The 16,110-nt window shown below is 66.8% G+C and carries 17 protein-coding genes; 8 read left to right on the top strand and 9 right to left on the bottom strand.

Translation table 11 applies throughout. The annotated features are described in order from the left end of the window. From OC373_RS13100 to OC373_RS13090, 3 genes are read left to right on the top strand one after another with little or no spacing between them, the layout of a single operon-like run. Window positions 1–1,293 carry an alpha/beta fold hydrolase gene (locus OC373_RS13100; protein ID WP_261997824.1) on the top strand — a complete coding sequence of 431 codons (1,293 nt, stop codon included), beginning with the start codon at window positions 1–3 and terminating at the stop codon, window positions 1,291–1,293. Beyond that, window positions 1,290–1,847, top strand: coding sequence for a PH domain-containing protein (locus tag OC373_RS13095; RefSeq protein WP_261997823.1), 558 nt, complete (start codon window positions 1,290–1,292; stop codon window positions 1,845–1,847). Before OC373_RS13100 ends, OC373_RS13095 begins: the two co-directional genes overlap by 4 nt. A 9-nt stretch (window positions 1,848–1,856) precedes the next feature. After that, window positions 1,857–2,666, top strand: a complete 810-nt coding sequence (locus OC373_RS13090) for a M15 family metallopeptidase (protein ID WP_070426849.1) — start codon at window positions 1,857–1,859, stop codon at window positions 2,664–2,666. A gap of 31 nt (window positions 2,667–2,697) precedes the next feature. Here OC373_RS13090 and OC373_RS13085 read toward each other — a convergent pair whose 3' ends face one another. The 6 genes from OC373_RS13085 to OC373_RS13060 form a co-directional block, all read right to left on the bottom strand. Continuing rightward, window positions 2,698–3,372: a DNA-3-methyladenine glycosylase gene (locus OC373_RS13085; RefSeq protein ID WP_261997822.1), complete on the bottom strand. Its 675-nt coding sequence runs from the start codon at window positions 3,370–3,372 to the stop codon at window positions 2,698–2,700. A 1-nt stretch (window position 3,373) separates the two neighbouring features. Continuing rightward, window positions 3,374–3,745 (bottom strand): DUF423 domain-containing protein, encoded by a 372-nt coding sequence (locus tag OC373_RS13080; protein WP_019184537.1) that lies wholly within the window; start codon window positions 3,743–3,745, stop codon window positions 3,374–3,376. Between the two features lie 103 nt (window positions 3,746–3,848). Then, on the bottom strand, window positions 3,849–4,928 hold the full coding sequence (locus OC373_RS13075; protein WP_019184538.1) for an SRPBCC family protein: 1,080 nt from the start codon (window positions 4,926–4,928) through the stop codon (window positions 3,849–3,851). A 56-nt stretch (window positions 4,929–4,984) separates the two neighbouring features. Continuing rightward, complete coding sequence (locus tag OC373_RS13070; protein WP_160298430.1) at window positions 4,985–5,149, bottom strand: hypothetical protein; 165 nt, start codon at window positions 5,147–5,149, stop codon at window positions 4,985–4,987. A gap of 92 nt (window positions 5,150–5,241) precedes the next feature. Then, window positions 5,242–5,883 carry a response regulator transcription factor gene (locus OC373_RS13065; protein WP_019184539.1) on the bottom strand — a complete coding sequence of 214 codons (642 nt, stop codon included), beginning with the start codon at window positions 5,881–5,883 and terminating at the stop codon, window positions 5,242–5,244. Next, complete coding sequence (locus OC373_RS13060; protein WP_019184540.1) at window positions 5,883–7,079, bottom strand: sensor histidine kinase; 1,197 nt, start codon at window positions 7,077–7,079, stop codon at window positions 5,883–5,885. The genes OC373_RS13065 and OC373_RS13060 overlap by 1 nt, the downstream gene beginning before the upstream one ends. A gap of 138 nt (window positions 7,080–7,217) precedes the next feature. Between OC373_RS13060 and OC373_RS13055 the strand changes: the two genes are divergently transcribed. The 5 genes from OC373_RS13055 to OC373_RS13035 are packed head-to-tail and all read left to right on the top strand — an operon-like array spanning window position 7,218 to window position 10,256. After that, window positions 7,218–7,814, top strand: a complete 597-nt coding sequence (locus tag OC373_RS13055; protein ID WP_019184541.1) for a GNAT family N-acetyltransferase — start codon at window positions 7,218–7,220, stop codon at window positions 7,812–7,814. A gap of 15 nt (window positions 7,815–7,829) precedes the next feature. Then, the gene (gene minC / locus OC373_RS13050) at window positions 7,830–8,615 is read left to right on the top strand and encodes a septum site-determining protein MinC (RefSeq protein ID WP_070473440.1); all 786 of its coding nucleotides are present in this window, start codon (window positions 7,830–7,832) and stop codon (window positions 8,613–8,615) included. A 35-nt stretch (window positions 8,616–8,650) separates the two neighbouring features. After that, the gene (gene minD, locus OC373_RS13045) at window positions 8,651–9,460 is read left to right on the top strand and encodes a septum site-determining protein MinD (protein ID WP_019184543.1); all 810 of its coding nucleotides are present in this window, start codon (window positions 8,651–8,653) and stop codon (window positions 9,458–9,460) included. A gap of 2 nt (window positions 9,461–9,462) precedes the next feature. Continuing rightward, complete coding sequence (gene minE, locus OC373_RS13040; protein ID WP_017355894.1) at window positions 9,463–9,723, top strand: cell division topological specificity factor MinE; 261 nt, start codon at window positions 9,463–9,465, stop codon at window positions 9,721–9,723. Between the two features lie 47 nt (window positions 9,724–9,770). Further along, a complete protein-coding gene (locus tag OC373_RS13035; protein WP_070426846.1) occupies window positions 9,771–10,256 on the top strand; it encodes a hypothetical protein in 486 nt (161 codons plus the stop codon). 204 nt (window positions 10,257–10,460) lie between these two features. On the opposite strand, the gene OC373_RS13030 is transcribed toward OC373_RS13035, so the two are convergent. From OC373_RS13030 to OC373_RS13020, 3 genes are all read right to left on the bottom strand, one after another. Further along, on the bottom strand, window positions 10,461–11,699 hold the full coding sequence (locus OC373_RS13030; RefSeq protein ID WP_261997821.1) for a DUF819 family protein: 1,239 nt from the start codon (window positions 11,697–11,699) through the stop codon (window positions 10,461–10,463). A 173-nt stretch (window positions 11,700–11,872) separates the two neighbouring features. After that, window positions 11,873–13,936 (bottom strand): S9 family peptidase, encoded by a 2,064-nt coding sequence (locus OC373_RS13025; RefSeq protein ID WP_019184546.1) that lies wholly within the window; start codon window positions 13,934–13,936, stop codon window positions 11,873–11,875. 154 nt (window positions 13,937–14,090) lie between these two features. Then, the gene (locus OC373_RS13020) at window positions 14,091–16,061 is read right to left on the bottom strand and encodes an oligopeptide transporter, OPT family (protein WP_019184547.1); all 1,971 of its coding nucleotides are present in this window, start codon (window positions 16,059–16,061) and stop codon (window positions 14,091–14,093) included. Window positions 16,062–16,110 lie beyond the last annotated feature (49 nt).

Here is a 16,110-nt window from a genome sequence, read left to right as displayed (position 1 = left end):
ATGCGGACGCTGGCACGCTGGGGATCGACCCTCCTGATGCTGTGCGCAAGCACCCTCGCCCACGCCACGTCACCGGAACAGACGGCGAGCGCATTGCTGGATCACCTCCAGGCAGACAGGACCACTACCGCCGAGGCGATGTTCACGCCAGAGATGGCCAAGGCCGTTCCCGCCGCGCAACTCCGAACCCTCTGGCAGTCGCTGGGCGAACTTCGCGAGCGCGGGACGCCACGCACCACTACGCACGAGGGCATGACCCTCGTCGTCGTGCCCCTGACGTTCGCCAAGGGCGCGCTGGATGCGCAGATCGTTGTGGACGCGCAGCAGCGCGTGGCGGGCCTGATGTTCAAACCTGCGGCGGCGCCAGCCGCACCCGCGCCGCCGGCCGATGCGCCCTACCGCGAATCCTCGTTCGAGGTTCCCACACCGACCGGTGCGCTGCCAGGGACGCTGGCGATGCCGACCGGCCGCGGCCCTTTCCCCGCTGTCGTGCTGGTGCACGGTTCCGGCCCACAGGATCGCGATGAAACCGTCGGCCCCAATCGCCCGTTCCTGGACGTGGCGCGCGGCCTGGCGGCGCAGGGCATCGCGGTGCTGCGCTACGACAAGCGTACGAAGGTACGCCCGCAGGAGTTCGCTGGCCGTGACTTCACCATGGACGATGAGACCACTGACGACGCCGTTGCCGCGATCATCGCATTGGCCGGCGCGCCTGGCATCGACCCAGCTCACCTGTACGTCATGGGCCACAGCCAAGGCGGCATGCTGGCGCCGCGCATCGCACAGCAGTCGGACAAGGTGGCCGGTCTGATCCTGTGGTCGGCACCGGCCCGCTCACTGCTGACGCTGTTGCCGGAGCAGAACCGCTACCTGCTGGGGCTGCGGGGCCAGATCAGCGCGGAGGAACAGGCCTTCCTGGACACGCTCGATGCACAGATCGCCGCCGCACGCGGCACTGCCGACGTGCCGGCCAAGGACCTGCCGCTGGGCCTGCCGGCCGCCTACTGGCGCGCCTTTGAAGAGGTTGACCCGGTCGCCGATGCGCGCGCCTTGAAGCAACCGATCCTGCTGTTGCAGGGCGGCCGCGACATCCAGGTGATCGATACGGATTGGCAGTTGTGGAAACGCGGACTGTCGCGCCAGCGATCGGTCACCTTCCGCGACTACCCCAGCCTCAACCACCTCGGCATGGCCGGGCAAGGCCCCGGCACCCTGGAGGAATACGCCAGCCCCGGCCATGTGCTGCCGCAGCTGATCGACGATGTTGCCCGCTGGATCAAGGAGCGATCATGAGCACGCGCAGTTCCGCTCTACCACGCAGCATCGAGGTCGCCCCGGCACCAGCCTGGCGGTTGCTGTGGCTGTGGGTTCCACTGCTGCTCGTGGCCGGGCTGATGGTGGGGACCGCGCTGGACGCGCCGGAGCGTTCACACACCGAACTGTTCATCACCCTGCCGTTCCTGGCGGTGCTGGCGGCCGCGCTGACCTGGGCGTACACCCGCCGCCGCATCGTGCTGCACCAGGACACGCTGGAGGTGCAGTCGACCTTCTACCGCAAGCGCGTGCCGGTGAGCGCCATGCGCCTGGATGAGGCGCGCATCGTCGATTTCGCCGAGCATGGCCGCTACAAGCCCACGATCAAGACCAACGGCTACGGCATGCCCGGGTTCCAGTCCGGTCATTACCGGATGGCCGACCGCAGCAAGGCGTTCTGCCTGATCACCGACAGCAGCCGTGTGCTGCACCTGCCGCTGCGCGATGGCAGCGCCGTGCTGGTCAGCCCGGAGCGCCCACGGGCACTGCTCGATGCGCTGCAGACGCTGGCCGGACCGCCGCGCGCGCACTAAGCTGACCGCATGCGCCGATCTCCCGCCCTGCTGATCAACACCGCCGAGATCGAACTGTGGCCCGGCGGCCTGCTGCGTGCACGCGGCTCTGCCGACGCGCGCGCCCTGGCCCGCGCCCAGTGGGTACTGCGGCGCAAGCGCGATGGGCGCTACCTCGCCGTCGCTACCGCCCACGGCGTGCTGCCGCTGGTGCCGCGCCTGATGCGCGAGCCGGGCATCGAGGAGGCGCTGGATGCGTTGGACCGCCAGCTGCTGGAGCACCGCCGTGGCGGCGCGCCCGATGCGGTGCTGCCCCTGAGTGGACTGCAGCATCGCCTCGAAACCCTCGGGATTGATGCCGATGCCTACGAGGCCGCGACCGGACTGGCACTGGAGGCCGAACCGGCGCAGCTGCACCTGGCCGGGTTCGACCGCTACCGTCGCCCCCTCTGGCTGCGCCGTGAGGCCGCCCGGGGCTGGCAACGCCTGCGCCAGCAGGCGTCCGCCGATGGCATCGCACTGGATGCGATCTCCGGTTACCGCAGCCACGATTACCAGCTCGGCATTTTCGCGCGCAAGCGCGGCCGTGGGCTGAGCGTGGAGGACATCCTCACGGTCAACGCCGCGCCCGGGTACAGCGAACACCACAGCGGCTACGCGTTGGATATCGGCACCCCGGGCGAACCGCCGGCGGAAGAATCGTTCGAGTCGACTGCCGCGTTCGCGTGGCTGGGCGAGCATGCCGGGCGCTTCGGGTTCCAGCTGAGCTACCCGCGCGACAACCCGCACGGGATCGTCTACGAACCGTGGCACTGGTGCTGGCGCGCCGCCACACCCTGACCGGGGCGCCGAAGCCGCCGGCCACGTAGCCTCACCCCTGCGACCGATCGGTCGTCGCCTTCGGATCCACCGTGAAATCGGCGATCCGCCACAGGTACAGGCTGGCGTAGGTCCGGAACGGCCCCCATTTCTCGCCGCGGGCGAGCAGCTCTTTCGGGCTGGGCATCCGCTCGGCCCTGTCCACGCGCTGGGCACCCTTGCGGACTCCCAGGTCATCCACCGGCAGGATGTCCGGGCGGCCGAGCCGGAACATCAGCATCATCTCCACCGTCCAGCGGCCGATGCCGCGGATCGGCACCAGCGCATCGATGATGGCGTCGTGGTCCATCACCGACATCCGGCGCAGGTCGGGAATCTCGCCGGCCGCCTCGCGCCGCGCAAGGTCGCGCAGCGCCAGTGTCTTGTTGCCCGATACCCCGCACACCCGCAGCCCCGCATCGTCGATGCGCGACAGCGTATCGGCATGCAGACGGGGGCTGCCGATGGCGGTCTCCACGCGCCCGACGATGGTCGAGGCCGCCTTTCCGCTGAGCTGCTGGAACAGGATCGCGCGCGCGAGCGCATCGACCGGGTCGAAGGTCTTCGCCCAGCCGGGCTGCGCCTGGATGGGGCCGAGCCGCTTCATCCAGGTGCCCAGCCGCCGGTCGCGCCGACTCAACCAGTCATGCGCTTCATCAACATCGAAGCCGCGGCGGTACCGGGGCATGTCAGCGCCTCAGCGCATTCAGGCCGTAGGCCAGCCAGCCCACCATCAGCGCGGTGCCACCGACCGGCGCCAGCTGGGTGCTGAGCTTCCACAGCGCGCCAGCCACCAGGCTGCCGGAGAACAGCAGCGTGCCGATCAGCAGGACATACAGCGCCAGGCGGCCCAGCGTGTTCTGCTGCGTGGGGCCCAGCACCGCCAGCGCCACGCCGTGCCCGAACGCGTACAGCGCCGCCGTGGTCACGTGCGACTGCGCCAGCGGGTCGGCGATGCCGTGCGAAGCATAGGCCGACAGCCCGACCGCGGTGGCCGCCAGCAGGCCGCCCAGGCCGGCCAGCAGGGAGGGTTTGCGCGTGCGTCGTTCCAGGTTGAGCATGCTTGCGTCCTTCAGACAGTGCCCCGCTGGCGGAGCCAAAAAAAAACGCGCCGCAGGAAGCGGCGCGTTTCAGGTCGTGCGTTACATCACGGCAACCGTCGGTTTACTTGACGGCCCAGTAGATGTCGTACGTGCCTTCCGGAGTGAACGACTTGTCCACGCCGTCCTTCCAGGACTCGTACGGACGATCGATCACTTCGTTGCCGCCGGTCACCGACCACGCACGCAGGGCGTTGCGGGCGATGTCCAGGCCAGCCATGTGGCCGGTGTAGGCCGCGTGGGCCGAACGGTGCGGAGCGACATGCACGTACTTGACCGGGGCACCACCGTCGATCTTCACCGTCAGGGCTTCGGCAGTCGCGCCTTCAGCACCCTTCTTCTTGACCGGCTGGGCCACGTCGAAGGCGTACTTCTCGGCGCCGAAATCGGTGGTGATGATGCGGAACGGACCGGCGGCTTCGAGGTTGTTGGCCTCCATGACGCGCTTGATCCACTCCTGGTTGTCCTTGATGGACTTGGTGATGGTCTCCTGGCCGCGGTCCACGTTGCCGGCGGTGACGACCAGCAGGTCCTCGGCCGGGACGTCCACGATGGCCAGATCGGTCAGCGGGGCTTCGGCGGTGCGGTAGTCCACGTTCGGCACGGTGGCCAGCATGTTGGCCATGCGCGACAGACCCAGCTTCAGGTCGTCGCCGGCGTGACGGCTGACGTACAGGCCAGCGTAACGACCGAACAGGTTGAAACCGTACTTGACGTTGTAGTCCTGCGTGATCTTGACGTTGCGGCCACCCTTGCCGGTCGGCTCGAGGGTGAAGTTGGTCACCTTGTCGTGGCCCTTGCTCTCGTCCTCGATGGCGATGGCAACGTGCTTGTTCTGCTCGGACTCGGTGATCACCCAGCTACCCTGGCCCAAGGAACCTTCCTTGGAGGTGTAGTCCAGGCGTGCGCCGACGCCGGCAGCGGGGCCGGAGTGCTTCAGTTCAACGGCGGGATCGCGCAGCAAGAGCGGGTTCCAGTCCTTGAAGCGGCGCAGGCTGTTGACCGTGTCGAACACGATCGTCATCTTGCGGTTGGTCTCGATGCTTTCGGAAATATGGCGCTCGCCCGGCAGACATACGCCAATGATGACGAACAGGCCAGCCACGATCCCCAAGGCGATCAGGAACTCGATAATACGGGTCATTCAGGAGTCTCCGGGGCCGATCCCACGGCCGGGTTGATTGAAGCGAAGCGCCAATCCTAGCAGGCTTCGCCGGTGTTGTTGATCAGGGTTGGCACACCGGTTTCCATGTCGGCAGCGGTTTTGCATAGACAAGGAGCGGAAAGATAACGCATCGCGCGTGTCAGCACGTAGCGGATGGACAATATTTCTTTGCCGGATTCGGCCGTCAGGCCCGAAAACACCCCCGCATCGCTTGCGCCGCAAGGGTTTCACGAAATTCGGCAAATACGTCGGGACCGGCGGCTGCACGATGGCCTCCGCCGGTCCGCCCGGCTCAGACCAGCTGCAGTTCGAAGGCCTTGAGCACGGCCCGGGTGCGGTCGCGCACGCCCAGCTTGGAGAGGATGTTGGACACGTGGTTCTTGATGGTGCCCTCGGCCACACCCAATGAATTGGCGATCTCCTTGTTGGAGAAGCCGCTGGCCATCAGCCGCAGGATCTCGGTCTCGCGGTCGGTCAGCGGGTCGGGCCGGTCCAGGCTCACGAACTCGTTGCGCATGTGCTCCAGCCCGGACAGCAGCCGCTGGGTGACCGCCGGCTGGACCAGCGAGCCGCCATCGGCCACGGTCCGGATCGCCCCCACCAGCTGGTCCAGGGTCACATCCTTGAGCAGATAGCCCTTGGCGCCGGCCTTGAGCCCGGCCAGCACCAGCTGGTCGTCATCGAAGGTGGTCAGGATGATGGTCGGCGGCAGCTGGTTCAGCCGCGACAGCATCTGCAGCGCCTCCAGGCCGGACATCACCGGCATGCGCATGTCCATCAGGACCACGTCCGGGCGGACCTGCGGGACCACCTCGACTGCCTGGCGGCCATCGGCGGCCTCGGCGACCACCTCGATGCCGTCATCGAGCGCCAGCAGCGAGCGGATCCCCTGCCGCACCAGGGTTTGGTCGTCGACCAGGCAGACGCGAATCATCAACGCACTCCTTCAATGACAGCGCTCAGCATCAATACTGGCACGCCGGGTACCGAGGCACGAAGGCGGAAGCCCTGGCCCCGGCGGGTTTCGATCTGCAGCTCACCACCGCATTGTTGCAGGCGCTCGCGCATCCCGCGCAACCCGTTGCCGACCACGATGCCGTCGGCCCCCACCCCGTCATCATGCGCTTCCAGCACCACGATGCCCGGTGGCTCGCGCCGGACCTTGATCCACAGGTTGCGCGCGCCGGCGTGGCGCACCGCATTGGTGATGATTTCCTGGGTGCAGCGCAGCAGTACGTGGGCCCGCTCGGGGTCTTCCACGCTCAGCGGCTCGTCGATATCCAGGTGGATGTCCAGCGAGGGGACCTGCTCGGTCAGCGGGCGCAGGGCCGCGGCCAGGTCGATCGCGCCGCTGTCGCGCAGCTGGCTCACCGCCTCGCGCACGTCGGTCAGCAGCAGCTTGGCCAGGGTGTGGGCCTGGTGCACATGCTCCTGGGCCTGGCCCTCGGTGATGTGGCCGGCCACCTCCAGGTTGAGGCTGAGGGCGGTGAGGTGGTGGCCCAGCAGGTCGTGCAGCTCGCGGGAGATGCGGGTGCGTTCATTGACCCGGGCGCTTTCGGCCAGCAGCACGCGGGTCGCGCGCAGCTCGGTATTGAGCCGGCGCTGTTCCTCGCGGGCATCGGTCTGCTGCCGGGCCACCAGGCTGGTCACGAAGATGAACATGGAGAAGCCGCCATACAGCAGCGACTGCATCACCGCCTCGAACAGCGAGAAATTCAGGATCAGGTAGTAGACCGGCAGGACCGCCAGCTGGCTCAACAACAGCCAGATCACCCCGCCGCGCACCGGCAGCATCCAGGGAATGACCCCGGCAGCGACCATCATCAGGATGCTGCCCAGGCCCGAACCGCTCAGGTAGCTCACGCCCAGCGCCGAGGCAGTGAGCAGCACCAGCATGACCCGGTCGTACCAGCGCGAGTGGCCGCCGTTGCGCAGCCCGCGGGTCAGCCAGAAGTAGCCGGCACCGAAGGCCAGGTACGCGGCGAACAGCCACAGCGCCCACGCATCGACGCCACCGCCGCGGCGCAACAGCGCTTCGTACTGCGAGTAAACCAGAGGAAGTCCGACCATGACCCAGGTGAACAGGCCGGCCAGTCGCAGTACTCGGGTGTGGCTGAGGTATCCCAACATGGACGCATAGTAGGCTGAACCTGTTCCCCTGCACTCCCACAGAAGTCATGCCTGTCGGCTCGCGGGGGGAAGCCACCCATGCAATAATCGGACCGAGGGCCCCTCGATGGGCCAACCGCGTTACCCCACGGAGTCACAATGTCGATTGTCATCCGCGACGTGCGCGAGCACGAGCTCGATTCCGTCCTGGCCCTGAACAACAATGCCGGCCTGGCCATTCTGCCGTTGGATGCCGCCCGCCTGCGTCTGTTCTATGAAAGCGCTGAGTATTTCCGCGTCGCCGAGCGCGACGGCAACCTGGCCGGTTTCCTGATCGGCTTCGGCAGCGACAGCCAGCACGACAGCAGCAACTTCGCCTGGTTCAAGCAGCAGCTGGATACCAAATTCTTCTACATCGACCGCATCGTGGTCGCCAGCCGCCGTCGCGGCGGTGGTGTCGGCCGTGCGTTCTATGCCGACGCCCAGAGCTACGCCGAGCTGCGCTATCCGCAGCTCACCTGCGAAGTCTTCCTGGACCACGGCGCCGATGCCGCCCTGCTCTTCCACGGCAGCTTCGGCTTCCGCGAAGTCGGGCAGAACAACATGGCCCACGTGGATGTGCGTGCCAGCATGCTGCTCAAGGACCTGTGCAGTTACCAGTGGGTGCACGACACCTACGGCGACCAGCTGCCGGATGTGCCCTGGGTGGGCCATCGCCGCGAGCCGCTGCGCGCGCAGCAGCAGACGGGGACCTGATCGGTGGCAGCGAACATGGATTTTGAACAGGCCGGTGAACTGAAGATCGGCCAGGTCGGCATCGCCAATCTGCGCATCCGCACCCTCGATGTCGAACGCCTTACCCGGGAAATGCAGGAACGCGTGGCGCGTGCGCCGAAGCTGTTCGGGCGTGCCGCAGTGATCCTGGATTTCGGCGGACTCAGCAAAATACCGGACGTGGCCACCGCCAAGGCACTGCTGGATGGCCTGCGCAAGGCCGGCGTGCTGCCGGTCGCGCTGGCCTATGGCACCACCGAAACCGACCTGCTCTCCCAGCAGCTCGGCCTGCCGCTGCTGGCCAAGTTCCGCGCCCAGTACGAGCGTGCCGAAGCCGAGCCGGCCCCCGCGCCTGCCCGCGCGCCGGTGGCTGAGCCGCCGCGCCGTTCGCGTGCCGCTGCCGCCGTACCCGCGGCGCCTGCCCCGAATGCCGTGGCCACCGGTGGCGCACCCAAGCCGGGCCGCATGCAGACCGTCAATGTCCGCTCGGGCCAGCAGCTGTACGCGGAGAACTGCGACCTGACCGTCATGGCCACCGTCGGCGCCGGCGCCGAAGTGATCGCCGACGGCAGCATCCACATCTACGGTACGCTGCGGGGCCGTGCCCTGGCAGGTGCCCAGGGCAACACCACGGCGCGTATTTTCTGCCGTGAATTCCACGCTGAACTGGTCGCCATCGCCGGCCATTACAAGGTACTGGACGATGTTCCGGACTCCCTGCGCGGCAAGGCCGTGCAGGTGTGGCTGGAACAGGACCAGATCAAGATCGCTGCGCTGGACTGACGCAGCCCCCAAACAGAAGAATCAGGAGAAATCCTTTGGCTGAAATCATCGTAGTCACCTCCGGCAAGGGCGGCGTCGGCAAGACCACCAGCAGCGCCAGCCTGGCCTGCGGGCTGGCACGTCGTGGCAAGAAGGTGGCCGTGATCGACTTCGACGTCGGCCTGCGCAACCTCGACCTGATCATGGGCTGCGAGCGCCGCGTGGTGTACGACTTCGTCAATGTCGTGCACGGCGAAGCGACCCTCAAGCAGGCCCTGATCAAGGACAAGCGCTTCGACAACCTGTACGTGCTGGCTGCCTCGCAGACCCGCGACAAGGACGCGCTGACCCAGGAAGGCGTGCGCAAGGTGCTCGACGACCTGGTCGCCGACGGCTTCGAATACATCATCTGCGACTCCCCGGCCGGCATCGAGAAGGGCGCGTTCCTGGCGATGTACTACGCCGACCGTGCGGTCGTGGTGGTGAACCCGGAAGTGTCTTCGGTGCGCGACTCGGACCGCATCATCGGCCTGCTCGACTCGAAGACCCACAAGGCCGAATCCGGCAAGAACGTGCCGGCCTTCCTGCTGCTCACGCGCTACAGCCCGGTGCGGGTGGAAAGCGGGGAGATGCTCAGCATCACCGACGTCGAAGAAGTGCTGGGCCTGAAGGCCATTGGCGTGGTGCCCGAGTCGGGCGACGTGCTCAATGCGTCCAACAAGGGTGAACCGGTCATTCTGGACCCCGAATCGGCGGCGGGCCAGGCATACGAAGATGCGGTTGGCCGCATCCTTGGCGAAGAGCGTCCGATGCGCTTCACCACCGTGGAGAAGAAAGGCTTCTTCAGCAAGCTGTTCGGAGGGTAAGCATGGGACTGTTCGATTTCCTGAACCGAAAGAAGACCACTGCCGAAACGGCCAAGAACCGCCTGCAGATCATCATCGCGCAGGAACGCAGCCACCGCGGCGGCCCGGATTACCTGCCCCTGCTGCAGCGCGAGCTGCTGGAAGTGATCAAGAAGTACGTCAACATCGACGCTGATGCGGTCAAGGTCGACCTGGTCAAGGACGGCGAGCACGATGTGCTCGATATTTCCGTCGCCTTGCCGGAAGGCCCGCAGCAGCCCTGATCGACATCGCCCCTTCCGCCTCGGAAGGGGCGGTTGAGCGGTGACCCATGAACGACGCTGCCCCCACCGCCGAACCGCAGGTCACCCGCCTCGGCGATATCCGTTTCGACGACGCCCACGCCCTGCTCGCCGCCCACGATCTGCGCCTGCATCGTGTGGCCGATGGCGCGCCGATTCCGGGCAGCTATTGGGGCGAACCCGAAGCCGGCATCATCGGCAGCGACGTCTATGTCCGCGATGACACGCCCGTGCACTCGATGCTGCACGAAGCCTGCCACCTGATCGTGCTGCCGCCGGAGCGGCGTGCGCTGGTGCACACCGATGCCACCGATTCGGTACCCGAAGAAGACGCCACCTGCTACCTGCAGATCGTGCTGGCCGGGCAACTGCCGGGGGTAGGCAGCGCGCGCCTGATGGCCGACATGGATGCGTGGGGGTATACGTATCGGTTGGGGTCTACGAAGGCGTGGTTCGAGCAGGATGCGGAAGATGCCAGAGCGTGGTTACTCGAACGCGGCCTTCTTCCTGCGTAAATCCGCATGTGCGGTAACGCCGGGCGCGTGGCGACGCGCCAATCACATCGGCGCCTGGGGGTTCACTCGGCGCGGTGCGAACAGGACGGTGAAGATGCACTTGCCTGGTTGATTTAGCGCAGGTTGCTTCTGCCGTAGAGCCGACCGTTGGTCGGCTGTCGTGCGCTGTGACGCGACGTTACAGCAGCCGACCAACGGTCGGCTCTACCCCGCCATCGCGCGCAGCGTGATGCCCACGATGTAGGCCAGGTACGTGCCCGTCGCGTAGCCCATTGTGCCGAGCAGCACGCCGACCGGTGCCAGCGAGGGGTGGAACGCCGCCGCGACCACGGGCGCCGAGGCCGGCCCGCCGATGTTGGATTGCGAGCCGATCGCAAAGTAGAAGAACGGCACCTTCAGCGCGCGCGCCAGCGCCCACAGCAGCACGATGTGCACCGCGATCCAGATCAGGCCAAGCAGGAACAGCCAAGGGCGGTCCAGCAACGCCAGCAGATCCATCTGCATGCCGATGCAGGCGATCAGGAAGTACAGCAGCAGCGAACCCAGCTTGGAGGCACCGGCGCCTTCCAGGTTGCGCGCACGGGTGAAGCTCAGCGCCAGGCCACAGGTGGTGGAGATCACCACCACCCATACGAAGGGCGCGTCCAGGCTGAACTGCGAGGCCCAGGCGACATGGCCCTTGAACCACGCCGAGACCGGACCGGCGATCGCATGCGACAGCCCCACCACGCCGAAGGCAACGGCGACGATCAGCATCAGGTCGGTCAGGCTGGCCACGCGCTCGTGCTGCGCCTGGAAGGCCTGGATGCGCAGCTTGAGCGCATCGATGCCCGAGGTATCGGCCCCACTGCGCGCATCGATCTTCGCCGAACGCCCGGCCATGAAGATCAGCACCGCCATCCACACGTAGCCGACACCGACATCGACCACCGCGAACTGCCCGAAGGTGGTCGCGTTGACTTCGAACACTTCGCGCATGGCCAGCATGTTGGCACCGCCGCCGATCCAGCTGCCGGCCAGCGCGGCCATACCGGCCCAGGTATCGCCGGCCACGGTTGCCGGGTGCAGCCACTTCATCAGCTGGAACGCGACCACCGCGCCGACCATGATGCTCAGCGAGGCGCCCAGGTACATCACGATCAGTTTCGGTCCCAGCCGCAGGATGCCCTTGATATCCACGGCCAGGGTGAGCAGTACCAGCGCGGCGGGCAGCAGGATGTCGCGGGCGACCGGGTTGTAGAGATGGGTGTTCTGGCCATCGATCAGGCCGACGGTGTTGTACACCCCGGGAATCAGGTAGCACAGCAACAGGGCTGGCACGTAGGTGTAGAAACGCTTCCACGGCCCCTGCTCGCGCGAGGCAGTCCAGAACACGGCGCCGAGGGTGGCGGCGATCAGGCCGAAGACGACGATGTCGTTCTGGATCAGGGCGGGTGCTTTCACGGGTGTGCAGTGCCTGGACGATGGGCGTGCGATTCGGCACGTTTCGGGAAACAATCACGGGTAGAGCCGACCGTTGGTCGGTTACAACACCACCGATCGCCGGTGATACCACGGCCAACGAGACCCGGTGCCATGAACAAACGCCGCCCCTGGGGGCGGCGCTTCGAACCGGGTTACTCGCCGATGTGCTGCTTCAGCCAGCCGTTGACGGTGTCATGCCACTGCACGCTGTTCTGCGGCTTGAGCACCCAGTGGTTCTCGTCCGGGAAATACAGGAACTTGGACTCGATGCCCTGGCGCTGCGCGGCGGTGAACGCCGCCAGGCCCTGCTCCACCGGAATGCGGTAGTCGAGCTGGCCGTGCACGATCAGGATCGGCTTCTTCCAGTCCGAGACGTGGTTGACCGGGTTGAACTTCTCGTAGTTGGCGGCCTTCTCATACGGCGTGCCGCCCTGCTCCCACTCGGTGAACCACAGTTCTTCGGTGGCGTAGCCCATCATGCGCTGATCGAACACGCCGTCATGGTTGACCAGGCACTTCCACGGCTCGTTCCAGTTGCCGGCGATCCAGTTGACCATGAAGCCGCCGTAGCTCGCGCCCAGCGCGCATGCCTTGTCGCCGTTGAGGAACGGGTACTGCTTCTGTGCCGCGGCCCAGCCCTTCTGCAGATCTTCCAGCGGGCGGTCGCCCCAGTGCTGGCTGATCGCGTCGGTGAAGGCCTGGCCGTAACCGGTGGAGCCGTGGAAGTCGATCATGACCACTGCGTAGCCCTGGCCGGCGTAGGTCTGCGGGTTCCAGCGATAGCTCCACCCATTGCCGAAGCTGCCCTGCGGGCCGCCGTGGATCAGGAACGCGACCGGGTAGCGCTTGCCTTCCTGGTAGTTGTACGGCTTGACCACGTAACCGTGCACGGTCTCGTTGTTCCAGCCCTTGAACTGGAACTGCTCGTAATCGCCGAAGGCGACATCGGGCAGCATCTCGCCGGCGCTCGGGGTGATCTCGCGCGGGTTGGCGCCGTCGAAGGCGGCCACGACGATCTGGTCGCCGCTCTTCAGGCTGTTCTTCGTATACGCCAGGGTAGTGCCGGCGATCACCGGCGAGCCGATGCTGCCGCCGTCCACCACCACTTCGGCCTTGCCGGTGGCGATGTCCACGGCGAACAGGCGGTGCTCGCCCATGTCGTCGGCGCTGGTGTAGATCAGGCTGCCGTCACCGGACAGCACGATCTCGCCGGCCGAACGATCCCACTTGGGGGCGATCTCGCGGGTCTTGCCGGTCGCCACGTCCATCGCCATCAGGCCGAAGCGGTCCGCTTCGAAGCCCGGGCGCTTCATGGCACGGTAGTACAGGGTCTTGCCGTCGGCACTGAACACCGGGCCGGCATCCCAGGCCGGGTTGGACGCGGTCAGGTTGACCGGCGCCTGCTTGCCCTCGGCATCCAGGCGGTACAGGTCGAAGTTGGTCGACCACGGCTCCTGCTTGCCGGCCACGCGGATCGCGGCGACCACGCTCTTGCCATCCGGCGACCAGGTGAAGTCGTCATTGCCACCGAACGGCTTGGACGGTGCATCGCCGGCCAGCGTTGCGCTGATCGCCGAGGCGCCCTTCACCGCCGCGGCCTTGGCGGCCGGCAGCGGCGCCACGAACAGCGTGTTGCGGCGGCCGTCGGCCCAGGTGTCCCAATGGCGCACGAACAGGTTGTCGAACACCTCGCCGGTGTTCTTGCGCGCCTTGTGCGCGTCCAGCTTCTTGCTGGTGCAGGCCAGGTCCGAACCGCAGTCCTGGAACACGCCGCTGCTGAAGGCCACGCGGTCGCCCTGCGGGGAGACGTGGAAGCTGTCCACATCGACCGGGAAATCGGTCAGCTGGCGCGGCGTGCCGCCGGTGGCCGGCTGCGCGTAGAGCTGCTGGCTGCCGTTCCTGGCGCTCAGGAAATACACGGTCTGGCCATCGGCCGACAGCGCGGCGGAATTGACGTTCCAGCCGGCCGGGGTCAGCGGCTTGGGCGGGGCCAGGTCGCGCGTGCGCAGGTTGCGGATGTACAGGCCGGTGCTGGCCTTGCTGTCGGTGCCGACCACGCGCTTGGCGAAGATGACGTTGCCGCCATCGGCGGTGAGCAGCGGGCTGGAGACCCGATCCAGCGCGATCATGTCGCGCACATCCAGGCCACGCGTGGCCGCCAGCGAGGGCATCGCGGTCAGCAGGCACAACGGCAGCAGGGCGTAACGAAGTTTCATCGGGGTCTCCGCGGAACGGCAAAACGCCGATGTTAGGGCCGCAAGGGCCGCACATGCAAAGGCCATCGGTCATGCCGGCGCATTGGCTGAACGCAGAAACGACACACCCCGCCGCAGCGGGGTGTGTCATGACCCGGATCGGAGTCGTTGTTGCTTAGACCGAACCCACCGCGCGCTTGCCGGTGCGGTAGATCAGCCAACCGACCAGGAACAGCACGGCCAGGCCGATCCACTGCGCGCCCGGCAGGTGGAACGGCAGCGCCAGCACATCGGCGCGGCTGCTGACCACGATCGGGATGGCGATGGCGATGCCCATCAGGGCTTCACCGGTGATCAGGCCGGCGGCGAACAGCACGCCCGGCTTGTGCACGCGGTCACGGCCTTCTTCATCATCGCCACGGATCTTGTGGAAGCGCTCCACCAGGTAGGCGATCAGGCCACCCAGGAAGATCGGGACCATCAGTTCCAGCGGCAGGTAGATGCCGATCGCCGCGGCCAGCACCGGCACGCGGAAGCGGGCATTGCGCGACTTCAGCCAGCTGTCGAAGGCGATGATCGCCGCACCGACCACCGCACCGATACCGATGAAGGTCCACGGCAGCTCGCCGCCAAACAGGCCCTTGGCCACCGAGGCCATGAGGTTGGCCTGCGGCGCCGCCAGCGCGTTGGGATGCAGCTCGGACTTCACGCCGATGCCGTAGGCGGTGGCCAGCAGGTTCAGCACCGGGGCCATGATCAGCGCGCACGAGAACGCGCCGATACCCAGCATCAGCTGCTGCTTCCACGGGGTGGCGCCGACGATGTAGCCGGCCTTGAGATCCTGCAGGTTGTCACCGCCGACCGCGGCCGCGCAGCACACCACCGCGCCGATCATGATCGCGGCCACCGCGCCCAGCGGCGCACCGCCAATGCCGACCGGGGTCAGGCCATCCTTGCCGAGCAGCAGCACCAGTACCGCCGAGGCGAACAGGATGGTGGAGATGGTGATGCCCGAGACCGGGTTGTTGGACGAGCCGATCAGGCCGGCCAGGTAGGCCGAGACCGAGACGAACAGGAAGCCGGCCACGATCATGATCAGGGTCATCGGGATCGACACGTGCCACTGGCCCACGATGGCCTGGTACAGCGCCAGCAGCGGCAGGGTGAACACCACCAGGGCCACCAGCATCCACTTCATCGGCAGGTCGCGTTCGGTGTGCGCCAGCGCCGGGCCACCGCTCTTGCGGGCCGCGGCAAAGCCACTCTTGACGCCGTTGAGCAGCGACTTGCGCAGCGAGATCAGGGTCCAGACGCCGCCGATCAGCATCGCGCCCACGCCCAGGTAACGCATCTTCGCGCCCCAGATGGCGAAGGCCGCTTCCGTCGAACTGGCCGTGGCGATCGAGGCCGCCAGCGCCGGATCGGTGTTCATGAAGAACGCCTGGTACAGCGGAATGGCGATATGCCAGGTCAGGATCGAGCCGGACACCACCACGATGCCGACATTCAGGCCGACGATGTAGCCCACGCCCAGCAGCGCCGGGGACAGGTTGGTGCCGATGAAGGCGGTGATCTTCGAGGTACCGACGTAGGCCGAGGTGGCCCAGGCATCCGGGATCAGGCGCAGGCCGCTTTCGGCGGCCAGCTTCACGAAGGCGCCGATCACCGCCGACACGGCCAGGATCTTCAGGCCCGGGCCCGGGTTTTCACCGGCCTTGAGCACTTCGGCGGCGGCCTTGCCTTCCGGGAACGGAAGCGGATCTTCCACGATCATCGAACGCCGCAGCGGCACCGAGAACAGCACGCCCAGCAGGCCACCCAGACCGGCGATGCCCAGCACCCACCAGTACTTGAAGTCCGGCCAGTACCCCATGATCACCAGCGCGGGGATGGTGAAGATCACACCGGCGGCGATCGACGAACCGGCCGAAGCACCGGTCTGGACGATGTTGTTTTCCAGGATCGTGCCACCGCCGAGCAGGCGCAGCACCCCCATGGAAATGACCGCGGCGGGAATGGCGGTGGCGATGGTCAGGCCTGCGAACAGACCCAGGTAGGCGTTGGCGGCCGACAGAATCACCGCCAGCACGATGGCAAGCACCACCGCACGGAAAGTGAGCTGGCGTGGCGCAGCGTCGTTGTTCATGGAAGCCCCTGCTGGCAAAAAATCCCTGCCACGCTAGCGTTCATGTACG

This window comes from Stenotrophomonas sp. Ste96, from assembly GCF_024519495.1.
GTDB lineage: Bacteria > Pseudomonadota > Gammaproteobacteria > Xanthomonadales > Xanthomonadaceae > Stenotrophomonas > Stenotrophomonas bentonitica_A.
This window is presented reverse-complemented; position numbering and strand designations above follow the sequence as displayed.

What these genes read in the sequence shown, in the direction of transcription:
- OC373_RS13060 (WP_019184540.1), bottom strand. Translation starts at nt 7,079, where the DNA reads ATGTTGGGATACCTCAGCCACACCCGAGTACTGCGACTGGCCGGCCTG.
- OC373_RS13035 (WP_070426846.1), top strand. Translation starts at nt 9,771, where the DNA reads ATGAACGACGCTGCCCCCACCGCCGAACCGCAGGTCACCCGCCTCGGC.
- minC (WP_070473440.1), top strand. Translation starts at nt 7,830, where the DNA reads ATGGATTTTGAACAGGCCGGTGAACTGAAGATCGGCCAGGTCGGCATC.
- OC373_RS13095 (WP_261997823.1), top strand. Translation starts at nt 1,290, where the DNA reads ATGAGCACGCGCAGTTCCGCTCTACCACGCAGCATCGAGGTCGCCCCG.
- OC373_RS13055 (WP_019184541.1), top strand. Translation starts at nt 7,218, where the DNA reads ATGTCGATTGTCATCCGCGACGTGCGCGAGCACGAGCTCGATTCCGTC.
- OC373_RS13075 (WP_019184538.1), bottom strand. Translation starts at nt 4,928, where the DNA reads ATGACCCGTATTATCGAGTTCCTGATCGCCTTGGGGATCGTGGCTGGC.
- OC373_RS13080 (WP_019184537.1), bottom strand. Translation starts at nt 3,745, where the DNA reads ATGCTCAACCTGGAACGACGCACGCGCAAACCCTCCCTGCTGGCCGGC.
- OC373_RS13085 (WP_261997822.1), bottom strand. Translation starts at nt 3,372, where the DNA reads ATGCCCCGGTACCGCCGCGGCTTCGATGTTGATGAAGCGCATGACTGG.
- minE (WP_017355894.1), top strand. Translation starts at nt 9,463, where the DNA reads ATGGGACTGTTCGATTTCCTGAACCGAAAGAAGACCACTGCCGAAACG.
- OC373_RS13065 (WP_019184539.1), bottom strand. Translation starts at nt 5,883, where the DNA reads ATGATTCGCGTCTGCCTGGTCGACGACCAAACCCTGGTGCGGCAGGGG.
- OC373_RS13025 (WP_019184546.1), bottom strand. Translation starts at nt 13,936, where the DNA reads ATGAAACTTCGTTACGCCCTGCTGCCGTTGTGCCTGCTGACCGCGATG.
- OC373_RS13100 (WP_261997824.1), top strand. Translation starts at nt 1, where the DNA reads ATGCGGACGCTGGCACGCTGGGGATCGACCCTCCTGATGCTGTGCGCA.
- OC373_RS13020 (WP_019184547.1), bottom strand. Translation starts at nt 16,061, where the DNA reads ATGAACAACGACGCTGCGCCACGCCAGCTCACTTTCCGTGCGGTGGTG.
- OC373_RS13090 (WP_070426849.1), top strand. Translation starts at nt 1,857, where the DNA reads ATGCGCCGATCTCCCGCCCTGCTGATCAACACCGCCGAGATCGAACTG.